At 58.7% G+C, this 23,099-nt stretch carries 14 protein-coding genes and 1 pseudogene; 6 read left to right on the plus strand and 9 right to left on the minus strand.

Annotated features, from left to right (window positions below):
- Positions 1-591 precede the first annotated feature (591 nt).
- Together V0Z78_RS04080 and V0Z78_RS04085 are read left to right on the plus strand one after the other, a co-directional pair.
- Positions 592-915, plus strand: a complete 324-nt coding sequence (locus V0Z78_RS04080) for a hypothetical protein (RefSeq protein WP_336343347.1) — start codon at positions 592-594, stop codon at positions 913-915.
- 693 nt (positions 916-1,608) lie between these two features.
- Entirely contained in the window at positions 1,609-2,574 is a 966-nt protein-coding gene (locus V0Z78_RS04085; protein ID WP_336345161.1) for a DHH family phosphoesterase, read from the plus strand.
- Between the two features lie 299 nt (positions 2,575-2,873).
- Here the strand turns inward: V0Z78_RS04085 and V0Z78_RS04090 are convergent, their stop codons facing one another.
- The 7 genes from V0Z78_RS04090 to V0Z78_RS18995 form a co-directional block, all read right to left on the minus strand.
- Positions 2,874-4,643, minus strand: coding sequence for a S8 family serine peptidase (locus V0Z78_RS04090; protein ID WP_336343348.1), 1,770 nt, complete (start codon positions 4,641-4,643; stop codon positions 2,874-2,876).
- Between the two features lie 312 nt (positions 4,644-4,955).
- Positions 4,956-5,888 (minus strand): NAD-dependent epimerase/dehydratase family protein, encoded by a 933-nt coding sequence (locus tag V0Z78_RS04095; protein ID WP_336343349.1) that lies wholly within the window; start codon positions 5,886-5,888, stop codon positions 4,956-4,958.
- Between the two features lie 278 nt (positions 5,889-6,166).
- Positions 6,167-6,862: a hypothetical protein gene (locus tag V0Z78_RS04100; RefSeq protein WP_336343350.1), complete on the minus strand. Its 696-nt coding sequence runs from the start codon at positions 6,860-6,862 to the stop codon at positions 6,167-6,169.
- 398 nt (positions 6,863-7,260) lie between these two features.
- The gene (locus V0Z78_RS04105) at positions 7,261-7,839 is read right to left on the minus strand and encodes a hypothetical protein (protein ID WP_336343351.1); all 579 of its coding nucleotides are present in this window, start codon (positions 7,837-7,839) and stop codon (positions 7,261-7,263) included.
- A 488-nt stretch (positions 7,840-8,327) separates the two neighbouring features.
- Positions 8,328-10,796, minus strand: a complete 2,469-nt coding sequence (locus V0Z78_RS04110) for a DEAD/DEAH box helicase (RefSeq protein ID WP_336343352.1) — start codon at positions 10,794-10,796, stop codon at positions 8,328-8,330.
- Between the two features lie 8 nt (positions 10,797-10,804).
- Complete coding sequence (locus tag V0Z78_RS04115) at positions 10,805-12,250, minus strand: ribonuclease H-like domain-containing protein (RefSeq protein ID WP_336343353.1); 1,446 nt, start codon at positions 12,248-12,250, stop codon at positions 10,805-10,807.
- Positions 12,251-12,374: 124 nt separating this feature from the next.
- Positions 12,375-12,572, minus strand: coding sequence for a hypothetical protein (locus V0Z78_RS18995; RefSeq protein ID WP_409338671.1), 198 nt, complete (start codon positions 12,570-12,572; stop codon positions 12,375-12,377).
- A 382-nt stretch (positions 12,573-12,954) separates the two neighbouring features.
- On the opposite strand from V0Z78_RS18995, the gene V0Z78_RS04120 reads away from it, so the two are divergent.
- The gene (locus tag V0Z78_RS04120; protein ID WP_336343354.1) at positions 12,955-13,290 is read left to right on the plus strand and encodes a hypothetical protein; all 336 of its coding nucleotides are present in this window, start codon (positions 12,955-12,957) and stop codon (positions 13,288-13,290) included.
- A 22-nt stretch (positions 13,291-13,312) separates the two neighbouring features.
- On the plus strand, positions 13,313-13,900 hold the full coding sequence (locus tag V0Z78_RS04125; protein ID WP_336343355.1) for a hypothetical protein: 588 nt from the start codon (positions 13,313-13,315) through the stop codon (positions 13,898-13,900).
- A 338-nt stretch (positions 13,901-14,238) separates the two neighbouring features.
- Here V0Z78_RS04125 and V0Z78_RS19000 read toward each other — a convergent pair.
- Positions 14,239-14,441: pseudogene (locus tag V0Z78_RS19000) on the minus strand (Cdc6/Cdc18 family protein); the annotation flags it as partial.
- 2,001 nt (positions 14,442-16,442) lie between these two features.
- Here V0Z78_RS19000 and V0Z78_RS04130 point away from each other — a divergent pair.
- Together V0Z78_RS04130 and V0Z78_RS04135 are read left to right on the plus strand one after the other, a co-directional pair.
- The gene (locus V0Z78_RS04130; protein WP_336343356.1) at positions 16,443-17,807 is read left to right on the plus strand and encodes a diaminobutyrate--2-oxoglutarate transaminase; all 1,365 of its coding nucleotides are present in this window, start codon (positions 16,443-16,445) and stop codon (positions 17,805-17,807) included.
- Positions 17,808-18,788: 981 nt separating this feature from the next.
- Positions 18,789-22,016 carry a hypothetical protein gene (locus tag V0Z78_RS04135; RefSeq protein WP_336343357.1) on the plus strand — a complete coding sequence of 1,076 codons (3,228 nt, stop codon included), beginning with the start codon at positions 18,789-18,791 and terminating at the stop codon, positions 22,014-22,016.
- A 337-nt stretch (positions 22,017-22,353) separates the two neighbouring features.
- Here V0Z78_RS04135 and V0Z78_RS04140 read toward each other — a convergent pair whose 3' ends face one another.
- Positions 22,354-22,605, minus strand: coding sequence for a hypothetical protein (locus tag V0Z78_RS04140; RefSeq protein ID WP_336343358.1), 252 nt, complete (start codon positions 22,603-22,605; stop codon positions 22,354-22,356).
- Between the last annotated feature and the right edge of the window lie 494 nt (positions 22,606-23,099).

Raw genomic sequence — 23,099 nt, forward strand, 5'->3', positions numbered from 1 at the left:
GGAGTGAGACTGGCCGGTAGCTGGCTGTCAGGTGGATGCTGATGAGCTCGTTGGGTTCGCCACCACTATCATCGCGGTGTCCATCCGGCTCACTCGTCGTTTCGACCCGCACCAGGAGAAACAATTGGTGAGGCCTCTTCATGGACCACGCACGCGGCACCGGGCGTCGTGACTCGCTGGAGACAGCGAGTGCCATTTACGCAGGCGCGAGCACAGATCCACTCTCCCTGGATATTAGTTGGTGGATCAGTTCCCTCCTCACTCATGGGATGAATGTGGTTCAGTTTGAGACTGGACGCTCAGGAGCATAGTTATTCGCTTGCCTCGCTTCTCCGATGCATCCAGCGTCCTGATCGCCGGGTCTGACGAAGTTTTACGATCAAGACCCAGGTGACTGCTTGTAGCACTGATTCTGAAAGCCAGTACTCATCCATTTCGGTTCCACTTGAAACGGAGGGGTCTGACGTGCGTCTGACGTACGGCTTGCCTACGTCTGACGGACAGCTGACCCAGGAATGACAACGATTATTCAAATGAAATATGGAGAGTAGACCAATCCTTAATAAATTGCCGGGAGTGAGCCAGGATGAAATGGGGAAGGAGGATTCCGTACCAGCGACGTCAGAGCTGTTCGAATCCTCTGAACGAGTTGCGCCTGAGACGATGCTTCCGCTGGGGGAGACGACCGATCTCGCGTTCGTCCTTTGCGCACCGGAGGATGAGACAGTGATTGATGTCTGGAAGACGAGCGATGGGGCTCACTTCTGTTGTACGTCGGCAGCCTGTTACCGCCTGTCAGCAGGCGTTCCACCGCTGCTCAGACTCTTTCCGCTCCTCGATGCAGATTGGGAGGTGATCGACGGCGATACAGAGGCAGCTGTCCGGCGCTTGCAACTGATCGCTCGTCGTGACTGAGACCAGCGCAGTCCTCATCCTCTCTCACCGGACTCATAAATATCTCCACACGAAATGAGTCGCACACACGTCCGACGCACGTCGGCTTCAGGTCAGACACTGAGTATGTTAGTGGAGGGCTCGACAGACAACGTGGGGTCCCTCAGATCTGCATGCTCTGGAGATTCTACTAGAGTGCGTTCTGTATGATCAAGTCGCAGCTGGATGCGCCACAGTTGACGAACCTGCTGTTCCTCTTTATGTGGATGATGCTCGCCGACGGGGAGTTGACGACCAATCAGGACCGGGCACGGTTCAGTGCTCGCGATGTTCGCGATTATACCGAGAAGGCTCCTGCTGGGCTCGTTATCGATAGTCAGACGATTACGAAGGTGCTCACTGCTGCGGAAGGAACGAAGCCTCACACCCAGGGAGGTCGTGCCACTGTATGTCGCCACCGTTGTTGACGCCTCGAAGAACGTGCCCAGACTCATCCACCACGTAGAGAGTCTCCTTACTGGCCTCCCCGAATCACTGGCTCACCCACGTACTGCTCAATCTGACTGAGCGTCTCAGTCGATCCAATCACGAGAAGAACAACGCCCGCAAGGAGACCTGCGACAGTTATGTATTTCTGAGTATATACTGATATACCGAATAATGAGCAAGGAGCACTAGCTCCACGAACTCCTCGCCGAAGGCAGCGAACTCGACATCGTCTGTCATAACAACCCCGATCCGGATTGTCTCGCGAGCGCGCTTGCAGTGGGGCGGATTGCGGCTGTGGCCGGTATCGACGAGCGCCACATCCTCTACAGCGGAGATATTTCTCATCAACAGAACCGGGCGTTCGTCAATCTGCTCGATATTGGCCTCAAATCGTTCGAACCCCCAACTCTCCAGGACCGGCCCGCGGATTTGTTGCTTGCATTCGTCGATCATTCGGTTCCAGGCGCGAACAACCAGGTTCCTGAGGGGACGCCCGTGGATATCGTGATCGACCACCATCCTGCCGAGAACATCGAGGCCCGGTTCGTCGATCACCGTGAGGAGATCGGAGCAGCTGCAACGATTCTCACCCAGTACGTTCGCACTCTCGACATCGACCCTGACTCCGTACTTGCAACAGCACTCCTATTTGCCATCCGTCGTGAGACCCTCAACTTCCTTCGCGGCGTGACCCGCGAGGAATACGACGCGGCGGGATACCTTCACGACCACATGGATCGCGACCTGCTTCGACAGCTTTCGACACCATCAATTACCGGAGCGACCCTCGACGCTATCGCGACTGCTATCGATAACCGCACGACGAGATCGGCGGTGCTCATCTCTCATATCGGTCGGACGACCGAACGGGATGCAGTCCCGCAGGCAGCCGGTTATCTTGCAACACTAGAAGGCGTCGAAACGGTCATCGTCTTTGGGATCGTCCACGAAGCCATTCACCTCAGTGCCCGGTCGCCAGATCCACGAATTCACGTCGGTAACGTGCTCAGAACGACGTTCGAAGACGTCGGGAGTGGCGGTGGCCACCACGATGTTGCGGGCGGTGAAATCCCGCTTGGCATCTTTGCCGACTACACGACTGACGACGACCAGTTACTGACCATCGTCGAACGGGTCATTACCGGTCGTCTCTTTTCGGAACTCGATCTTACCGACGAGTCGTCAGGATGACCGATCCGTCCTCCTCCCATCCGCGACAAGGAACGAGCCGAGGGTTCCTCCTGGGTGTTGGACTAGTATGCTACCGTACCGATCCATAGATGTCTCGTGGACGAGTGATCCCCCTTTTTGAGACGACAGACGACGTGCACTCGAGCGTCCGGCGTTTACCACGGCACCAGCAGAGGCGACGACGATCCCGAGCCCGAGCCAGAAGGTCTTTGATCAGTGGAGTCACATTTGAGCATCGTAATCTGCCGAGACTATCGACGAGAAGAGCAGATCGCTTTGGCCTGGAAGTGCTGCCACCCCTAAACGTCCCTGGTATCCGACGTGTGGTTGCCGGCCGCGTCGGTGACCGTCAGCCTGACCACATCGGAGTCGCTATTGCGGGTGCGGACCTCGTGGGAGCCGCTGGCGTTTGAGCCACTCACGTTCGAGCTCGTGCTGTCGAGGACGTTCTGATCGGAGTCGAGTAATTCGGTAGTGACCGCGTCGAGATCACCGTCGTCGTCGGAGACTGCCCAGTCGGACTCGGCGCGGAACCACACGCCGGTGGTGCGCGTGCTGACGCTGAACGAGTCGATGGTCGGCGCGGAGGCGTCGGTCGTGTCTTCGGACTCGGTCTCCGTCGCGGTGTCAGACGACGACGCCCCGTTGGTGTCGGTAACGATCAGTTCGGCGGTGTAACTGTTGCTCGAGCCGTCGTCACCGGACGCGACCAGCCGAGTGGTGTCGCTGGCGGAGTCGTCGCTGACGTCGATGGAGGCGGTGTCCTCGGTCTCGCCGTCGGTATCGTCCGTGAGCGTCAGGTCAACCGAGTCGAGGTCGCCATCGGAGTCGCTGACCTGCCAGCCGACGTCGAACTCCGCATCGTCATTGTCGGTCTCGACCTCGGTCAGTGAGAGACTGTCGACCGTTGGAGAGCTGTTGCTATCGTCGCTGAGCGCCGCAGCCACGTTCACGAGGCCGTGGCCCTGTTCGGTCGAGGAGAGACCGATGTCTTCTGCCGTGTCTCGTAATTTCGTGCGGGCCTCCCTGTTTGTATAGCCGTTATCCATGAGTTGTCCACCGGCCCCAGCGACGTGGGGGCTCGCCATCGAGGTTCCAGATTTTTCGCCAGTACCACCGCCTAACGTGGTTGAGAGAACGTTGACCCCGGGTGCAGCGAGTTCGATTTCCGGACCAGTGGAGGAAAAGCGTGCGATGTCGTCACTCCTATCCGTTGCGCTGACGGCGATGACCTCCTCGTAGACGGCGGGGTAGAGTACGCTATTAGGGCTTGGTCCCTCGTTACCAGCTGCGGCCACGAGGAGCACGCCGTTATCATATGCGTATTGACAGGCGTCCCTCACCGTCCGTGAACCAGAGGTGCCACCAAGGCTCAGATTGCCGACATCGTGTCCTTGATCTGCGGTCCACTTGATACCGGCGGCGATATTGGACCAGGACCCGTACCCGTCTGAGTTCAGAACCTTTGCGGCGTGGAGGTGTGCAGCAGTACAGACGCCGATCACGCCCTGATCGTTGTCCTCTGCATCACCGGTGCCTGCGACGTGGGTCCCGTGCCCGTTGTCATCCATCGCATCGCCGTCATCATTAACGAAGTCCTTGCCGTCAATGTAGTTGGTAGTCAAGTCACCGTGCCCATAGTCAACTCCGCTGTCGATGATCGAGACGTGGGCACCGCCCTCGCCATCGGTGTCATCGCCACCCGTTTCGTCATTCGAGTGAGCGACGTCGGCATCAACTCGATCGATTCCCCATGGACGCGTCTCACTGATCGCCTGATACGTTCCGTTGATCTCCGTGTAGCGCACGTCTGGCCGGTTGTCGAGGTTGTCGATGGCCTCCTGGGAGTAAACGCCGGTAATCGTCTTCTCGTCGCCGTCCCAGTTGAGAACCTGACTGACCTCGTTGGCCACGTCACTCGCTGCCTGTTCTGCGGCTGGTGACGCCGTGCCAACGTTGTATTCGTTGACTTCCTGAGCCACTGCTCTCCCCGCCCCGAGAGAGGAGAGACCGATCGCAGCAGTAATTTTCGTCAATACCTCCCGTCTGAATACATCGATCATTAACATAGCGAGCCGTGTTATCTACACATACAAAAACATAATTCCTAGCATCGAGAAGTATTTTCTACTATACGTGTTTAAAAGAGGTCATATAGATTCAGTACAGTAGTTATAACAACCGTTAGTCGGATTGCTGGTCATCATGTTACAGCTCTACTCAATGTTCCGATCCGATTCGATTTATCCCCAAGGACTGTCCTTCTGAAGCCTCGCCCCATTTAGCCCACCCTTTCCTCCAGAGAAGGCCTCGACAGGAGCGCAATATGTTTTGCTGACGAGGCGTATTGCTAGGTTGCAATTGCGTCCTCTAAGTGACGATTACTCCATCTCTTCTCTGAGTTCGCGCGCCGTCTCCCGCACCGCTTGATCGCTCTCGTATTCAGGATCCCATCCCAGTCCGGAGAGCTTCTCGATCGAGAGGCGCATCTTCGGGACGTCACCGGTCCAGCCGCGTTCGCCGCCCGTGTACTCGTACTCGGGGTCAAACCCGAGTTCATCGCTCACGATGTCGGCGATCCGATTGACCGAGGTTGTCGTTCGGGTCCCGAGGTTGAACGTGTTCATTGGCCGATCTGTGCGTTCGATCACATGGAACATCGCGTCGAGACAGTCCTCGAGATACATGTAGGACTTCTCCTGGAGGCCGTCACCAAGGATGGTGAGCGTCTCGGGATCGTTGCGGAGTTTCTCGATGAAGTCGGGGATTACCGCCCCGCGAAGCCCTGAGCCGACGATGTTGGCAAAGCGGAAGTTCCAGACAGTCATGCCGTGGGTGTGGGCGTACGTCGAGAGCAAGCTCTCGTCGGCGAGCTTGCTCGCACCGTAGACGCTGATCGGCTCCAGCGGCGCGTAGTCCTCCGGTGTCGGACGGGGCGCCTCGCCGTAGACCGTCGACGAGGACGTGAAGGCGATCTCCGAGACGCCGGCCTCGTCCATCGCCTCGAGGACGTTGTAGGTCATTGCACTGTTCGCCTCGAACTGCTGGCGCGGGTTTTCGTCGTTGACGGCCTTGCGCGCGGCGAGGTGGAACACGCCGTCGATGTCGCCGTCGATCGCCTCGCTCACGAGATCGCTGTCCGTGAGATCTCCTTCGATCAGCTCCGCCTCGTCGGGGACTCCTGACGCATCGCTATTGGTGAAGTTATCGACTATGACGACCTCGTTTCCCTCGGTGAGTAGTCGATCGGTAAGATGGGAGCCGATGAAGCCAGCACCGCCAGTAACGAGAATTCGACTATCGGTCAATTCCATTCACTCGTATGTTATGGAATTCCGTTATCGGTGTTTCGATTATCGGCTGGCATTTTCTGATATTTGGGCAACTAATTTTTCGTTCGACTACTTTTATTCACTCTCTTGAGGATCGTTCGCTAGTTCGTACACACCCGTTTCGAGGATATTCCTCATGTATCCGTGTTCACTAAGATGCTTGAGACGTTGATTCACGTACTGTCGACTGACTTCTTCGGGGCTGATACCACACATCCGCTGTCACCGGTATGAGACTTCGAAGGAGAAGTGAGAGCAGCTTAAAAGAAGGGAGAAACACTCACCCAGAAGACGTCCGCATTGACGTCAGCGTGGCAGTTGTTGCGACTGTTTCCGTCAACAGCGGCCATCGATCGGACGCATCGCGACCGGACTTCGAGAGAGACCGTATACGTATGCCCGGGGATGAGGACGACTTCGTGACTCCACCCGATATTCCACTGCTTCTCAGCGGTGGCGCCATTTCGGACGCGACTGTGGGCGAGGCGTGTCTTCGCAACCGTCTCCTTTGCCGTCTGATCGCGGATGATCCCTCGGATTTCACCGATCGCGAGATCGTCAGTGCCGGTCTCTATCCACGACGCACCCCCTCCGGTAAGAGTGATTTCACAATGACGAGCGGTATCCCCGACGACCTTGAACCGACGTCCGATTCGCGCCCGTGCTTTCAGATCGTTCGCCGGCTGCGTCATCGTCCGTGCGGAGATCGTGTCTACCTCGTCTACTGGATCACCGTTTTCATCCACCTCCTCGCCGAAGACATACTCTGCAAAGCTCTCATAGGACTGCCCGTTGGGAGTATCCCAATGTGCCATGTAGGGCGAGGCAGATCCGCAATTCATGCTTCTGAACAGCGTGCCGGTATCCAGAGAGAGCCTCAGATGACTGGGTGTGTGTGACGCCTGTACCGGAGTGGCGCTCATAGCTCCCGCTGCAACGAGCGCTGCGAAGGTCATGAATTTGCGTCGTCCCATCCCGTATGTCGCGGTCGTCCCGTCTCGTGACGTCGTTTCTCGTTCCTCTATCCAACGTGTCGTCATCACTGTTTTCCGACTATATTTTCTACTCGAGAACAGGTCACGAGAGGTATAGCTGATGATATATACGCGTCCATAGGCGATAGCCCTGCCGACAGACTACGTGATTAGGATACTACTCGCACTCTTCTTGACAGTAACTGTGAGTTTATCGAACGAATACTCCCGACACTTGAACACAGGGGCAGTGTGTCTCAGATGAGCCGGTACGAGGTTATGCACCTCGAAGACGTGAAGTTGTTCACCGGCCCCAGCGAGTATGCGTTTTCACGGTCGGATCAGATACGTTTCGTACTATGCGGTCAGCCAGCCACCGATCAGTAGGTCAACCGCCGCCCGTCGACGTACTCCTCGTCGGCGTTGGCCAGCCAGTCGACCAGCCCGATCACCTGGCGGATCGTCAGGAAGTTGTAGGCGCCGGTCGCCGGGTAGTCGATGTCGTAGTCGGCGTGACCCTCGTCGCGAAGGACGGCACCGAGACACTGGTGGACCCCTTGGACGTCCTCGAACATCCGATCGCGGACGTCGCGGAGCGCCGCGTTGCGCGCGCCCCACTTTCGCTCGTGGATCGCGTCGACGACAGCCTGGAGGGCGTCGCCCTGGTCCGAGACGTGCTCCGGGAGAAAGACCCGCGGCTGGCCGAAGTCGTTCGCGGCGAAGCAGATCAGATCGCCGTCGAACCCGCTCTCCTCCTCCGCGAGCACCTCCCGAATACCGTCCTCGTCCATGTTCGGGTCGTTGTTCCGCCGGAGTTCGAACTGGTGATCGATCGACTGGAGGTACTCCTCGTTCGCGGCGTTATGGTTCGCCAGCGCCCGTCCACCCAGTCCGAGTCCGGCGATACCGACTCCGGCCGTACTCAGCAGTTGCCGCCTGTTGAAAATCTTATCGTCCATAGTGAATTTTTCGTCCCGCTTGCTTAGCGCTAGGGAGGGACGTTCTGGATTCGCTTCAATAGGGACTTCAGTCTTATCGACGCATTCGTAATATGTTTCCCGAGAAGTAACGCGTTGAACCATAATGTTCGATAATTCAATATTCTCCGTCGATGACCTTGAGGAACGAAACACTCCCGCTCGGTCGGCGGGCCAACTACCAGTATGCTCTGCCTATCAGCCGCCCAACATCCGCCGAACCACTCGTGGGTCCCTTATCGTGCACAGCGGGGATCGTCGGCCCACAAACGCCTCATGCCTGCCGTTCGACCCGTTCCTTGAGCGCGCGGTTCACCCGCTCGTAGTCCTGCTAGGGGCCCTCAGAGAGGACGAACGGGTTAGGAGTCCCGACACCTATTCGCGGTTGACGACCTGTTGCGGCGTACTCTCCGTCGTTGTTTTCGATCGCCTTCGAATTGATTGTAATTGTGTAGGTTGTGAATGCTTCTTCAGCGCACGACGTTGCCACCATCGACGTTTCCGGTCCCATCATCCGAAATAGTCCCCTCCAAATCAACCGCATCGAACCGCTCGAGCACCCGATCGAGGACCAGCACGGTCGCGTCGGTGTGGAGATAGCGGTTCTGATTGCCACACTGCGAGTCCATGATACACGCCGGACAGCCGCCCGTCCCCGCACAGTCACACCCCGCGATCCGTTCGCGGGTCCGTCGGGCGATCGTCTCGAAGCGGTCGTAGATCCGACTGCTGAAGCCGAGTCCGCCCTCGACCGCGTCGTGGATGAACCAGGTCGGGACGCCGGTCTCCTCGTGGACCGGCGTGCTCAGCCCGCCGAGGTCGGACGTGTCCATCCGCAGCTCCAGCGGCGTGAGCTTGATCATCCCGTGTTCGGCGCCGTGGAGCCCGCCGCCGAAGACCTCCATGACCTCGCCCGGCGTCGCGGAGCCTGGATCCAGCCCCGTTTCCTCGAGAACCGCGTCCTGCAGCGAGGGCGGCGTCTCGAGCCAGACGAGCTCCGTCTCGAGTTCGATCGGCGGAAGCCCCGTCGGCCGTAGCGGCGTGCTCGCCTCGTTCGTCCGGATCTCCTTTCGCTGGTAGTGGGTGTAGTGGATCTCGACCGTCCCGGTCCCCCACGCCAGTCGATAGCCGTCGCCGAGATCGCGCGTCGCCGTCGCGTCGAGGTTCCGGACCGCCTTCTCGGAGGTGGTCTCGGTGTACTCGTCCGTCCGGACCCCCCGCACACTAATGAAGGGAGTCGGGCCGCTCTCTTCGAACTCACGGACCTCGTACTGGGCGCCAGCGTGGAGGAACAGCGCCCCCTCGTGGTGGTCGCGGTAGGCCCGCTCCCTGTCGATCGGCTCCATGTCGATCTCGCCGTCGGGACAGCGGACCTCGAACTGCACGTCCGAGGTCGCGTACATGGAGACGGTCGACTGGGGACGCGGCGGACCCGTGTAGCGGACGCTTCGCGAGAGATCCCCCGATAGGTTCCCGGCGTCCGACCACATTTCGATGGCCCGGTCCAGCCGATCGCCGTCGAACCACTCGCGATCCGCCTCGGTCAGCGGGCGTTCGTGGGCGGCACAGAGGACGTGCTGGGCGTAGACCGGGTTGTTCTCGAGACCGATGACCGCGTCTTCGATCGCTTCCCCGAGGACGTACTCGGGATGATCGAGGACGTACTGGTCGATGGCGTCGGCCCGGGCGACGAACACCGAGAGCGCGTCGGCCTCCTCGCGGCCCGAGCGTCCCACCTGCTGCCAGAACGACTGGCGGGTGCCGGGATAGCCCGTGAGGATCGTCGCGTCCATCGAGCCGATGTCGATCCCCAGTTCGAGGGCGTTCGTCGACGTCAACCCCTCGAGTTGACGACTCTTGAACCGGTACTCGGTGCTGCGGCGCGTCTCCTTGCCTAGCCCCGCGTGGTACGGTTCGACGTTCAGGTAGCTCGACTCCGACTGCGGATGTCGGTTCGCCGCATCGGCCGCGTACTTCGCGCCGAGCTCCGCGTTCTTCCGGCTGCGCGCGAACAGCAGCGTCTGGACGCCGTTCAGTCCCAGGTGCGCGAGGACCGAACTCGCCTCCCGGACGGGGTTGGTCTGGGCTCGCCGGAAGTCCTCGAATTCGGCGTCGGGGGAGAGCGCCTCCTCGTCGACCGGCGGCTTCCAGAACGCGACGTCGCGCTCGCCCCGCGGCGAGCCGTCCTCGTCGACGACGGTGAACGACTTCCCCGTCAGACGTTTGGAGTGCTCGGCGGGGTTGCCGATCGTCGCGGAGGTACAGACGAGCCGTGGATCACTGCCGTACTGCTCGAGGACTCGTCGGAGTCGGCGGACCGTCCACGCGACGTGCATCCCGTGGACGCCCGTGTAGGTGTGGGACTCGTCGATCGCGAGGAGCTCGCAGTTCGCGAGAAACGATCGCCACCGGGTATGCGTGCCCAGATAGACGTTCACGCCGGCGAAGTTCGTGATGATCACGTCGGCGGTCTCGCGGATTCGCTTGCGGCGGTCCTGGGGGGTATCGCCGTCGTACACCTGAACGGAGAGATCGAGCCCGAGGTCGGCGAAAAAGGCGGTGAGCTCCCCCTCCTGATCCCGCGAGAGCGCCTTCGTCGGGTAGACCAGCAGCGCCGTCGACTCGGGGTTCGCGAGGTGGTTCCGCGCGATCTGCAGGGCGTAGACGTAGGTCTTTCCCGAGGACGTCGAGGTCGCGACGCAGACGTTCTCGCCCGCCGCGAGGCGATCGAGCGCTCTGGCCTGGTGGGTGAACAGCTCGCCGACCGTCTCTCTAAATGGTATGGCGAGTTCGCCGCGGAGGATCTCGCGTGGATCGACGTACTCGCCCGCCGCGGCCGGGACGGTCTCCGCGTGCTCCAGCTGTCCCTCGTATCGTGGAAACGTCTCCTCGAGTCCTCGTGCCGTCGTCAGGTGTGCTAGTGGGTCGTCCGAGCTCATTTCTCTACTCACCAGTCGGAGAGGCTCCCCTGTGTCGTCGTTTCGCGCACGTCGCGCGTCGGTTCGCCGGTCGAGACGATCCGCCCGCTCGCCTCGAGCGCCTCGTAGACCGTCGCGAGCGCCCGGACGTCGTCCTCGCAGTAGGCGTCGAACCGCTCCCAGTCAAGCTCCGTCGCGGGCGAACGGTCCGCCATCCACGCCTGATAGGCGCGGGCGACCGCCGCCCCCGTCAGGCCCGTCTCGGCCCGTTCGTAGCCGAGCACGCTCGCGACGTCCTCGAGTGTGTTCGTCTGGCCCGGGAGGACGGCGTTGCCCTGTTCGACGGCCCACCGGTACGGATCGAACCGGTAGGTGTCGGTCCAGTCGTCCTCGTACTCCGGGCAGTGCTCGACGATGTGGTCGTGGAGCACGCTGAAATCGAAGTTCCAGCCGTTGTACGCCACGATCGGGCGGTCGCTCGCGTTCGTCGTGTACCACGCCATGAACGCCTCGATCGCGCAGCCCGGCTCGTCGGGGTCGGTCGCGAGAAACGAGCGGTACTCCCCGTCCGAGGAGCCGTCGAGGGTGCCGATCAGCCACGTGATCGTGGGTGCCAGCCCGTCGGTCTCGATATCGATGAAGACGGGATCACCGTACGGGAGTGACTCGTCGGACTCGCGGACGACCTCACCGTGGGCGACGGCGCGGGCGCTTCGTCGGATCCGCTCGGCGGTCGTCCGTCCGAGACCCCGAACGTCGGCGAGAGTAGCTGCGTCCGCGTCGGCGACCGCGACGCGGTCGCCGAACCCCGCCTTGCGGAGCCGCCGAGCGCGCGTCACGCCGACGCCGTCGAGCGCCCGCAGCCCGAGGCGGGTAGGCTGGAGCGTCCGCGTGAGTACCTGTCCGTCGCTCCGACAGTCGAGCGCGACCAGCGGCGTGCCAGCGGCGCCCGACTCGGCACCCCCGCCGACGACCGCCAGGTCGTCCCAGTCGCGCCGGTAGTCGGCCGGAAGCCGGGTCGAGACGTGGACGTACTCACCGGCGAGACGCTCGGGATCGAGCGCGCTTCGATACTCCTCGCGGCCGACGAGCGTGGTCGAGAGCGTCGTCGTGTCCACGTCTAAATCGAGCAGTCCGCTCAGCACGTGGGTTGGCTCGTCGGGATCGAGTTCGCTCTCCTCGTACGCCGCGATCTCCTCGAGCGCCGTCGTCGACGGCGCGAGGACGAACTGGACGCCGTCGATCGTTCGCGGTCCGCTCGCCGGCGCGTTACCCGCCGGCTGAAAGAATCCCGTCCCCGACCCGAGGTGGCGGCGAAGCACGCTCGCCGCCCGCAGTGCCGCGGATTCGCCCGCGAGGAGGACCAGGTCGGGCTCGAAGTAGGCGAGCCAGTCCTCGAGTTCCGTCGCCGTCGCTCGTTCGACGAAGGGTGGCGAGGCGCAGGCGATCCGGGCGGTTGCGGACGAGGACGACATGGAGGGCTGTGTTCGAGGGCCATACGGCGGCGATCCGCTTGAGTGTACGGCTACCGGAGCGAAAGTGGAGTAATCACCTTACGAATGGATTACTCCCGATAAAGCCGTTTAGTTGACCAAGCTCCTACTCTTCACAGACGACTGACTGTATCTCTGAAAAGAGATCAGGGTGATGCTCAGACAGCACTTTCACGTCTGTTGTTAGCTCTTCATTGATTCGTCGTCTGACCCGAGATGTCGCCTGGTATTTACGCTCATCTCCTTCCTCACCAGCGAGTTGCTTCCGCTCAGTTTCAGTCAACAACGCACGTGTTTTGGCCATACTCTTTCGTTCGCCTATCTCCGTTGTAGTATTTGCCAAATAGTCTCTCAGATTAGCATATACTCTAAGATTAGCAAATGTGAATACTTATGTAGTTAGCGCATATACTAACTGTTGGGAAGCACATCGCCTTCACAGAAGGCCGGTGTTGCAGCACCGACCGTGCTTCTCGGGTAGGAGAAGCAATGAGTACTAGCCACTCACCCCCGGAAAACAGTATCGTCTCGTCAACTGACGAGTACATCCGTGGCCCGTTCTGGGAACCGGCAGCGATCCCGAACGCGACCACCTACTGGCAATCTACCAGTTGTAATCGTGAATCGATCCACGAGCGGGACCTCCATCGCGAGCGCTTTCACGCCGTGGATTGTGAGGTGCGCCAGTGCTGATCACCGCACCTGCAGCACAGCTCCTCGCCGGCTACCGACCCGAGGAGACCCGCTGTAGCTACTGCAAGACGCCCCTCCAGGAGGGCGATCCCGTCACCGCCTACGCGGTTCGATACGCCGGCGACGAGACCTGGTCGGTTCCACGCCTCTACTGTCGGACCTGTCGACCGGCGACCGTTTCCGATCCGACGCTCGGCGCGACCGAACTGCTGGCCGAGGCTCGTCTCGGCTGTACGATGGACGCCGCGACCCAGACGTCGTCGCTGACGCTTCTGGGTATCGAGCGCGTCGTTCGCAGCGATCCGGAGGACGGTCGTGCCACGCTCTGAGGGTTCCTCGGCGGAAGACCCGATGGGTTCGCGTCTTGCCCGTCTCGAACGAGAGACCGTTCGGGAGGGCTCGCTCGAGATGGCCGCCGTCAGACGCCTCCTGCATGGCCTGAGCGACACGACCGCTGAGACCGATCCCATCGCGAAGGTCGACGCGATCGTCGAGCGGGTCGACGAACTCGAGACCGAAGTCCAGCATCTGCGAGCCCAACTGCGAGCCCAGCGCAACCAGCAGAGGGGTACCAAGAAGCAGCGCGCCAAACGCCTCGCACGCAACGAGGTGCTCCGTCAGATCGATCGCGAGACGAACCCGATCGGCAACGGTGGATCGGTCGATGTCCCGGCGATCATCACAATGGGTCATGGGTTTGGCGTCGAACTTACCCATAAGACCGTCGGTGACGCGTTCGGCGCGCTCGCGACCGAGTGGGACTGCTTCGAGTGCCAACCCGGCAGCGGCACGAAGAGCGGTGCGAACAAACGGCTGGTTGCGGCCGGCGACGACGTCCCGGACGCGCTGTGGCAGATCTATGAGGACGAAATCGGCGAGGAAGCAACCGAGAGGCACGCTTTCGCCGAAAGTAGCGAGTCGACGAACGGAGGCCGCTGAGACGATGCTCGTTCAACCGGTCGTCCCACCGCCCTTGAACTAGCGCACTACTTGGGTCGTACTGCTGGCTGTATACAAGGGGCAAGTAGCGGGGGGTACACCGCCTCGCACCGCTTCGCATGCTGAGTGCGAGACGGACCGCACCCGTCTCTTCGCTACTTTCGACGAAAGCGAACTCGTCGGGTGAGGCTGCTTGCTTCTTCGATATCAGTTGGCGTGGTTAATGATATCAAGAAGAGACGTCTGTCGTTTAATGCACCCTAAAATCGCGAATATCTGCTACTCATCTAGACCGTGATCAGTACCTGAACTGGCTGGTAGCTTCCAGAAGTGATACTCCCCGTCCCTGGTGGTCCGTGGAGCGAGACGGTTGGCGGGAGGTAGCCCTTGTGGATGCCGTTGAGGATCGTCGCGAGTTCGCGCTGTTGTTTCTCGCGAGCGATGATCCATCAGGTTCGGCCAGCGGATTGAGCGCGCTTTTGTCGGCAAGGACGCTGTCATCAGGAGTCGTCTCATCGAATAAGTCGCCGTACTTCTTCATGGTTGCATGGGGGGTTGTTTTATTGAGATCCCAGCGGAACTACGTGTATGTGTCTACTCGCCTCATGTAAACCTCGCTGCGTTCGTCTTCGATTCCCCAGGAACGATACCGGGTCAGCCCTAGTGGACGCTTCTACTGCCGACTCTGAAGCTTGTTGCTCCACTGACAGTCCACTACCGTACTGACCAGGAAAAACCGAGCCACAACTGGAGATGAGACTCGCGAAAGCTAATCAGGCTCGTCGTTCGTTCTATGAATGGGGCCGAAAAGAGCCGATTCAGTGTGACTACCAGTAGATTTGTAGACGAATATTGATCGTTTCTACTAATCATTGTGGAGATATGATAGAAAAACACATAACGATCAATATCGTTATATAGGGTGGTGAGGATGGTGCAACAAGCCCTGGTCGAAGAGATTCGTGAGCTCCAGACCCGTATCGAGGAACAGGACCAGCGAATAGCGAAACTCGAACGACGGCTCCAAGCCCTGAACCGCCGCCGGTCACCCTGCCCTCGTTGTGATCAGGGCGAGATCGTTCGAAACGACGATCGAGTTCACTGTTCCTCCTGTGACTACGCCCGTTCCCTATAAGCACTGTTCGCTGCGAACGTGAACCAGGGAGCTCAGATTGCTAGTGGGAATAGCATGGTGAAGAGCAAACGTGATCTACCCTTTAGCGACCTCCCTCTGTTCGATTCCCGTCGGTGGCTCAACCACGCGCTGGTCAGCATGTACTTGGTGGTCCGAAGATCGTGTTTGTCTTTCTTTACAAGACCCGTGTTGAGTAACGTATCGAGAACGGGGTAGAGCCGGCCATGGCGACTCTCTGATTCACAGTACCGTTCGTATTTGTATCCCTCTCAAGGCCTTTCGGGTCGTTGAGACCGCAGATAATTAACAGAAAATCTCAGATGAAGTATAAAAATTCCTCCCGATTACATATCACGGCTCAAATGTATACACTACAGCGACGCGGAATATCATAACGCGTCGCCTTAGGAACATTTACTCTGTTTCTACGCCTTCGCTCGCTGAGAGTAGCGCTACCAGCCGTATCACACAGTCATTAATTGGTCAAACCGATTTCTTGCACGTCGTTTCATACCGTTTCTCAACGGCTCCCTTCGTGCGAGGTGTGAATCTGGATCCTACCTTGCCAACGCGCTGTAGTAGTCACTACCGATAAAGTCGCTAAATGGCACCGGCGGGGTGCGTCATGACCATGAGCGCAACACCAGAGAGTTCGTCCGTTTCTCAGGGTCTCTCTGGTAACCCGCCAGCCCCATGAGGGACTAGCCGCCGCGAGACAAATATAACTACTGTTCACACGTCAGATAGTGGGCTCTGTAACCGGTCTCTGTCCCTTTACAGCGGCTCATCCCCAAGAGGAACCGGTTGTGATGTACTGAAGGACACGAATTCGTGGCAACTCGCAGTAAACATAACTCAAATTACCAATCCGTAGATTATTATATAATAGTGTTGTTGGATTATTGCGCCATGTCCAAATCTCGTTCTAACGAAAGGAGTGCTGACAACAAACTAACGGCATATTCCCGTCCAAGGATCGAATATCCGTCGCATTGACACAAGACATCGTACTTGACAGATGGAACACCAATCGGGCGTCTCGGCGCGTATTGGTATATTCTCGATCAGAATGGCTGTGCAGTAAGCAACGGGTACCACGAGATCTTTTGCGACGAACGCGGAGATTACATCGGAAGGCGTAGCAGTCATACTGAACCGGTTGTACTTTACAGCGAACCCACCGATTCGTAGCCAAACGCGTCGATCGCTTACCACAGGGTGATCTCCCGACCCGATTCGGAGCGTTTCTCGACCAAGAGGTCGGTTCTCTTATCGTATTATTAGGTCCCCTGATCCCCGATGGATTTATGAGGTCTAGTTCAGGTGAAAATACTGCATGTGGACCTCCCGACCAGTAAAGAACGCGTATTGGCTATCGAAACTAACACATGACGTGAGTAGTACGAAATGAACTATACCGAGAGCGGAAACAGCGCGATTCTCGCCCACCAGGCCGAGCGAGAGTCGAATGCACGGACCTACCCCCGTCACCTGCCGCTGGCTATCCAAGAAGCCCATGGCATTACTGTCACAGACATGGATGGCAACGATTACTATGATTGTCTTGCGGGGGCAGGGACGCTCGCCCTCGGCCATAATCATCCCCGGGTAGTCGAGACGATGAAGCAGGCGCTCGACGCTGATCGGCCCATTCACACCCTCGACATCTCGACGCCAGCGAAAGCACGCTTCATTGATACGCTCTTCGAAAGCCTTCCTGATGAGTTTAGGAACTCGGCGAAAGTGCAGTTCTGTAGTCCAGCGGGGACGGACGCGGTCGAAGCCGCCCTCAAGCTCGTGAAGACCGCAACGGACAACCGGACGATTCTGGGCTTCCAGGGTGCATATCACGGAATGACTAATGGCGCCCTCTCATTGATGGGTGATACCGACGCCAAGGAATCGATCCCAGGATTGATGGCCGATGTACACCATCTTCCCTATCCCTATGACTACCGCTGCCCCTTTGGGGTCGGTGGTGAGGACGGTCATCGCCTCGCGAGTTCCTACGTCGAGAATCTCCTCGAGGACCCGGAGAGCGGTATCACCGATCCCGCGGGAATGATTCTGGAACCCGTCCAGGGCGAGGGAGGGGCGATCCCCGCGCCGGGTGAGTGGCTCCGAGAGATGCGACGCATCACGCATGACCATGACATCCCACTAATCGTCGATGAGATTCAGGCCGGGCTGGGCCGCACGGGAGAGACCTACGCCTTCGAGCACGCGGATATTACGCCCGACATGATCACGCTCTCGAAGGCCATTGGTGGTGGTCTGCCGCTTGCAGTCGTTGTCTACGATGAGTCGCTCGATGTCTGGGAACCCGGCGCTCACGCGGGGACGTTCCGCGGTAACCAGCTCGCAATGGCCGCCGGCGAAACGACCATCGACTACATGCTCGAGAACGACCTTGACGACCACGCTGCTAACGTCGGGGCCCGATTGCGCGACAAGCTCGAAACCATGGCTGAGCGCTTCGACGTGGTCGGGGACGTTCGTGGACGTGGTCTCATGCTTGGCGTTGAGTTCGTCGACCTTGATGCTGAGTGGCAGGGTGCTGGTCCACTCGCACCAAACGCTGATTTCGCGAAGGCCGTTCAAGCTGAGTGTTTCGACCGCGGACTGATCATCGAACTCGGTGGGCGCGCAAGTGCCACCGTGCGGTTCCTTCCACCATTGATCGTATCGAAAAAGCAGGTTGACGATATTGCTGCGATCTTCAGCGAAGCCGTCGCTGCGGTTGCGAACACTGATAAGGACCAACGGAGGTGAATGCCTACTCGGAGATGACCTGTTCCTCGGAGCGGCGGTTGGGAGTGTTTCTACTCTGCAGAGAGCCAACCCGAGACTCACAGGAGCTCTCTGCCTAATGAGGTTCATCGTCTCTGCTTTTAAACAGCATAGTGAGTCATCCAATTTCTCTTTGCGATCAGCCGTTTCCCGAGGTACGGTGATAGCGACCGTATCGCTAAGCCACCGTCAGCTAGAGATACACAAAAGTACATGCCTATTGGTCCGAGACTAAAAACCGGAAAGGAGTTCGTCCATTACTTCCGAATATTTCATGTATAGTGGGAGAAGTTGGGCATACTTCCCCCACTGTCAGAGGCTGGATACTGGCGGAGTCTCCCTGGAATACTTCATCGACTCCGGAGTACCCATCTAATACTCCATTATTCTACTAAGTTAAATGCTTGTGTTGGTTATATCACTCAGTTATAGAGTGGGAAGAAATATCAGTGTAATGTTATTTCGGATTCTGAGATTGAATCTATGATTTAAGCCACTAGCATAGGTTTTAGCGAGGACACCGGGAAAGGCGCTCATCCATTTCTCTTGCGGACATTCCTGTAAATGAGCACGTTGAGTTCTCACTTTCGCGATCTTCTGTCCGCTCAGCGGACCTAGTCCGGTATTGCTTGGTATCTTCTCTCCTACCCGTTATCTGGACACCATTTCATTTCGTATCTTTCATATGTGAAATTCAAAAAGGCAACTCCATTGAGACTAGGTATTGATCAGAAGTATAAGTATTATAACTCTATATATCTATCATAATTGCGCCACCATATTTTGAAATCATAAGGATGAAATACCCAAATTCTGTATCGCGTGCTATTAATGGAGAGAAATGGAATCGGTGGAATCTGTGCTCAGCAGAACGATCTTCGGCCTCGGGCGACCAGATTCAAACGCGGCTTACTGCACTCGTGATGGAACCATTTGGCGTCGATCTATTTGAAGGATCTCCGTATGAGCTACGCTGATGTAGATGTCCTAGGGGCCGTAGAATCGTCGTCCATTGCTGGCGGAGCCCAGTACGATGGAAAGCTTCATCCGTCGGACGCCGATACCGAGGTATCGACCGCCGATGGGCTTCTGAGCGCGCTCGACGGCTCCAGCGACGTCATCGCGATCGCGAACGACGCGGTGATCGACCTCACCGGCGAGAACCAGATCGACCTCGGTTCCAAAACCCTCGTCTCCTATCGCGGACGGAACGGACAGGAGGGTGCCCTGATCCGAACCGACAGCCGCGGCTACTATGGAACCCGCCCCTACACGCTGTTCGATTCGGCGGGTAGCCCGCGTGTGACGGGTCTTCGCATCAGAGGTGCTCGAGCCACGGGGGGATTCACCCGCTGGGACTACGACGACAACCTCGCTCAGGCCATCCGGCTTCGCGGTCCCGGCGGCGAAGTCGACAACTGCGAGCTCTTCGGCTGGACCTGGAACGCCGTCCACCTCAAAGGTGACGGAGAGAGCACGGTTACCGAGGCGGAGGTCCACCACAACCACATCCACAAATCCTACCAACTCGGATATGGTTACGGGATCACCATTAGACGTGGGTTCGGCGAGATCCATCACAACTACTTCGACGAGACCCGCCACACCATCGCCGGATACGGCTGGTGGAACTCGGGGTTCGTCGTCGAGAACAACGTCTTCGGGCCGCGCCACTACTCCCATACCGTCGACATGCACTGCCTCGAGGAGAACCGGGCCACCGCTCGCGTCGGCGATGATCCGAACGACCCTGACTACGATCTTCGCGCAGGCGGCGAGATGCGGGTCCGCAACAACACCTTCTGCATGGACCAGGGGGTCCACGGTGGGGGGATCAACGCGATTGCGATCCGTGGCGTCCCGTGGGATGGGGTCTGGATCGAGAACAACCGGTTCGCACACTCCCAGCGGCCACCGTACAACAGCGGCAACGATCAGGAGGGGTTCGCCTGGCGCCAGGTCAACCTCAACCTCTCGGGATGGGACCCCATCCCGCAGGACGACGAGGGCTATACGCGGAACTGGAACGACACCGACAACCAGTTCGGTGCACCCGATACGCCCTGGGAATCGGGGTATGGTGCCCCGGTCAACCTCGTCGGAGGAGGTGGCGAGGAGCCGGAGGAAGACGAAGACCAAGAGGACGAAGACCAAGAGGACGAAGAGGACGAGGAAGACGAGGAGGAAGAACAGGACGGGCGGGACGTGATCACGGTCTCTGGCGGCGGGTCGACCACCTACTACGAGTTCGAGTTCAGCGTCGACGGCGACGTCGAGAAATCGGAGGAGTACGGCGCGACGATCAACTCCTACGACCAGATCAGCGGGTCGACGGTGTCGGGTCGAACCACCAACGAGCCGGATTCGTTCGCTTACACCGGCGAGATCGCCAGTTTCGAGGCCGACGACGGCATCGAGGTGCGGATCAACGGCGAACCGGTCGATCCCGACACGCTCGGCGAGGACGAGGAAGACGAGGAGGACGAGGAGGAGGGAGAGGACGTCGTCACGATCAACGGACGGGGCGAGACGGTCTACTACACGTTCAGCGTCGACGGTGGCGTCGAGAAATCGAACGCGAACGATGCGACGATCAACGAGTCCGACTCGATCATCGGCTACAGCGACTTCGATACGATCGTTACCGGTCGGACAACCAATCAGTCCGATTCGTTCGTCCTCGAGGGAGAGATCACGAGCTTCAGCACCAGCAGCACCGGCGGTCCCGCCGCGATATCGCTGGGCGGCGAATCCATTACTCCCGACGAGTTCGGCGAGACGGTGATCACGATCGCCGATCGGGGGGCGACGGCACGCTACGAACTCGAATTCAGCGTCAATGCCGATATCGAGAAGTCCGAACAGTACGGCGCAACGATCGACTCCACCGATCAGGTCAACGGCACGGCGGTGTCGGGCCAAACCACGGACGAACCCGACTCGTACGTCTTCTCGGGCGCGTTAACCGAGTTCAGGGCGGACGAAGCGGTCGACGTGTCGTTCAACGGCCAATCCACCGGCCTCTGGATCGAAAGTGAAGAGCAAGAACTAGAGGAGGAAGAACAGGACGAGCGGGACGTGATCACGGTCTCCGGCGGCGGATCGACCACCTACTACGAGTTCGAGTTCAGCGTCGACGGCGACGTCGAGAAGTCCGAGCAGTACGGCGCGACGATCAATTCCTACGATCAGATCAGCGGGTCGACGGTATCGGGACGAACCACCAACGAACCTGATTCGTTCGCTTACACTGGTGAAATCACCAGTTTCGAGGCCGACGACGGCATCGAGGTGCAGATCAATGGTGAATCGGTCGATCCCGATACGCTCGGCGAAGACGAAGAGGAAGAAGAAGAGCAAGACGACCAGGACGTGATCACGGTTGCCGGCGGCGGATCGACCACCTACTATGAGTTCGAATTCAGTATAAGCGGCGACGTCGAGAAATCCGAGCAGTACGGCGCGACGATCAACTCCTACGACCAGATCAGCGGCTCGACGGTGTCGGGTCGAACCACCAATGAACCGGATTCGTTCGCCTACACCGGCGAGATCGTCAGCTTCGAGGCTGACGAGGGCATCGAGGTACAGATCAACGGCGAAGAAGTCGATCCCGATACGCTCGGCGAGGACGAGGAGGAAGAGGAGGACGAAGAGGATGTGCTGACGATCAACGGGCAGGGCGAGACGGTCTACTACACGTTCAGCGTCGACGGTGGCGTCGAGAAATCGAACGCGAACGATGCGACGATTAACGAGTTCGACTCGATCATCGGCTACAACGACTACGATACGATCGTTACCGGCCGGACGACCACCCAATCTGACTCGTTCGTCCTTGAAGGCGACATCACGAGCTTCAGCACGAGCAGTACCGGCGACCCCGGTGACATCTCGATCGACGGCGAGTCGGTTGATCCCGATGAGTTCGGCGAGACGGTGATCACGATCGCCGGTCGGGGGGCGACGGCACGCTACGAACTCGAATTCAGCGTCAATGCCGATATCGAGAAGTCCGAACAGTACGGCGCAACGATCAACGACTACGATCAGATCAGCGGGACGACGGTGACGGGTCGAACCACCAACGCACCCGACTCGTACGTCTTCTCGGGCGCACTGACCGAGTTCAGTGCGGACGAAGTAGTCGACGTGTCGTTCAACGGTGAGTCGACGGGGAACTGGATCTAGTCGGTCGTTCGGTTGACTCGCCACCCGCTACGATTACCGATCATCTGCGGTCCAGGAAACGAGGCGGGCCAGCCGACTTCAGCCGAACCGAGTGAGAACACGGAGATCGATACGACGAGGTGATCGTGACGCTAGCACCTCGATACGGAGTCGACTGCCGGTAGTTGTCCCGACCTGTTGGCCTTCGAAGTGAGAGCCACCTTCGACGATCGGGACATATTCGGTCGATTCTACCGGTTTATCGCTCCTCATCGCGACTCCGGTTTCGTTGGAGCGACCGGTTTCGGAGCGTCCCTGATACTCGTACGTTCTTGAGTGGATATCGACAGGAGTCCGTCTAGGGGTCGAGCGTATTGACGACGTACATTGGGACGTGTATCTCCTGATCGGTTTCACCCGCCTCTACCGTCTCTGTTTTGTTCTGCCATCCCTCCTTTTCCAGCGTTACTTCAGCGGAGTCTTCGCTGATTTGAAAGTCAACGGTTCCCGACTCGTCGGTTTCCTTTCGCTCGTTTTGGTACTCCACAACACAATCTTCTAAGGGACCGTCGATTTCAAGACCAGTCACCAGGATGGTATTGAGATCCATGCTCGAGGAGTCCTCCGATTCCGATGACGTCTCATGGTTGGTCGCGCCTGAAACGCCTGACGACGCGATCAGCCCGACGCCAGCAGTGCCGGTGAGGAGGACGTCCCGTCGGGAGATCGGAAGACGTGCGTCCGGTTGTGAGGTGCGAGTTGTCTGAGTAGTGTCGTCTGCAGAGTTCATCCAAGTCTCATTAGACCCGTTCCGCTACTGTAATATATGTTCTGAAGTAGCTCAGGTAAATAGATGATAAATTCGTTCTCGAAACAGATGGATCGATTAAGCAACCGTCTCCAACCATGATATCCTGCACTACGATGCCATGTCGGCATCTCATCTGTAGGACCGTCTAAGATGTGATATCGACGACACGCAGGATCTGATATCGGGCGTGGTCTGGTCGTCTTGGTCGTGCTCTGGCTGCGGGCATACGCGTAACTGCGTTCGGCTCCTGCTCGACGGGCTCGTTCAGCGACCGTCACTACTCGACTTCTATG

Origin of the sequence: Halalkalicoccus sp. CG83 (genome assembly GCF_037081715.1) — an archaeon.
In the GTDB taxonomy this organism is placed as follows: domain Archaea; phylum Halobacteriota; class Halobacteria; order Halobacteriales; family Halalkalicoccaceae; genus Halalkalicoccus; species Halalkalicoccus ordinarius.

What these genes read in the sequence shown, in the direction of transcription:
- V0Z78_RS18995 (WP_409338671.1), bottom strand. Translation starts at nt 12,572, where the DNA reads ATGGCCAAAACACGTGCGTTGTTGACTGAAACTGAGCGGAAGCAACTC.
- V0Z78_RS04135 (WP_336343357.1), top strand. Translation starts at nt 18,789, where the DNA reads ATGAGCTACGCTGATGTAGATGTCCTAGGGGCCGTAGAATCGTCGTCC.
- V0Z78_RS04100 (WP_336343350.1), bottom strand. Translation starts at nt 6,862, where the DNA reads ATGACCTTCGCAGCGCTCGTTGCAGCGGGAGCTATGAGCGCCACTCCG.
- V0Z78_RS04095 (WP_336343349.1), bottom strand. Translation starts at nt 5,888, where the DNA reads ATGGAATTGACCGATAGTCGAATTCTCGTTACTGGCGGTGCTGGCTTC.
- V0Z78_RS04090 (WP_336343348.1), bottom strand. Translation starts at nt 4,643, where the DNA reads ATGTTAATGATCGATGTATTCAGACGGGAGGTATTGACGAAAATTACT.
- V0Z78_RS04140 (WP_336343358.1), bottom strand. Translation starts at nt 22,605, where the DNA reads ATGGATCTCAATACCATCCTGGTGACTGGTCTTGAAATCGACGGTCCC.
- V0Z78_RS04105 (WP_336343351.1), bottom strand. Translation starts at nt 7,839, where the DNA reads ATGGACGATAAGATTTTCAACAGGCGGCAACTGCTGAGTACGGCCGGA.
- V0Z78_RS04115 (WP_336343353.1), bottom strand. Translation starts at nt 12,250, where the DNA reads ATGTCGTCCTCGTCCGCAACCGCCCGGATCGCCTGCGCCTCGCCACCC.
- V0Z78_RS04110 (WP_336343352.1), bottom strand. Translation starts at nt 10,796, where the DNA reads ATGAGCTCGGACGACCCACTAGCACACCTGACGACGGCACGAGGACTC.
- V0Z78_RS04130 (WP_336343356.1), top strand. Translation starts at nt 16,443, where the DNA reads ATGAACTATACCGAGAGCGGAAACAGCGCGATTCTCGCCCACCAGGCC.
- V0Z78_RS04080 (WP_336343347.1), top strand. Translation starts at nt 592, where the DNA reads ATGGGGAAGGAGGATTCCGTACCAGCGACGTCAGAGCTGTTCGAATCC.
- V0Z78_RS04125 (WP_336343355.1), top strand. Translation starts at nt 13,313, where the DNA reads ATGGGTTCGCGTCTTGCCCGTCTCGAACGAGAGACCGTTCGGGAGGGC.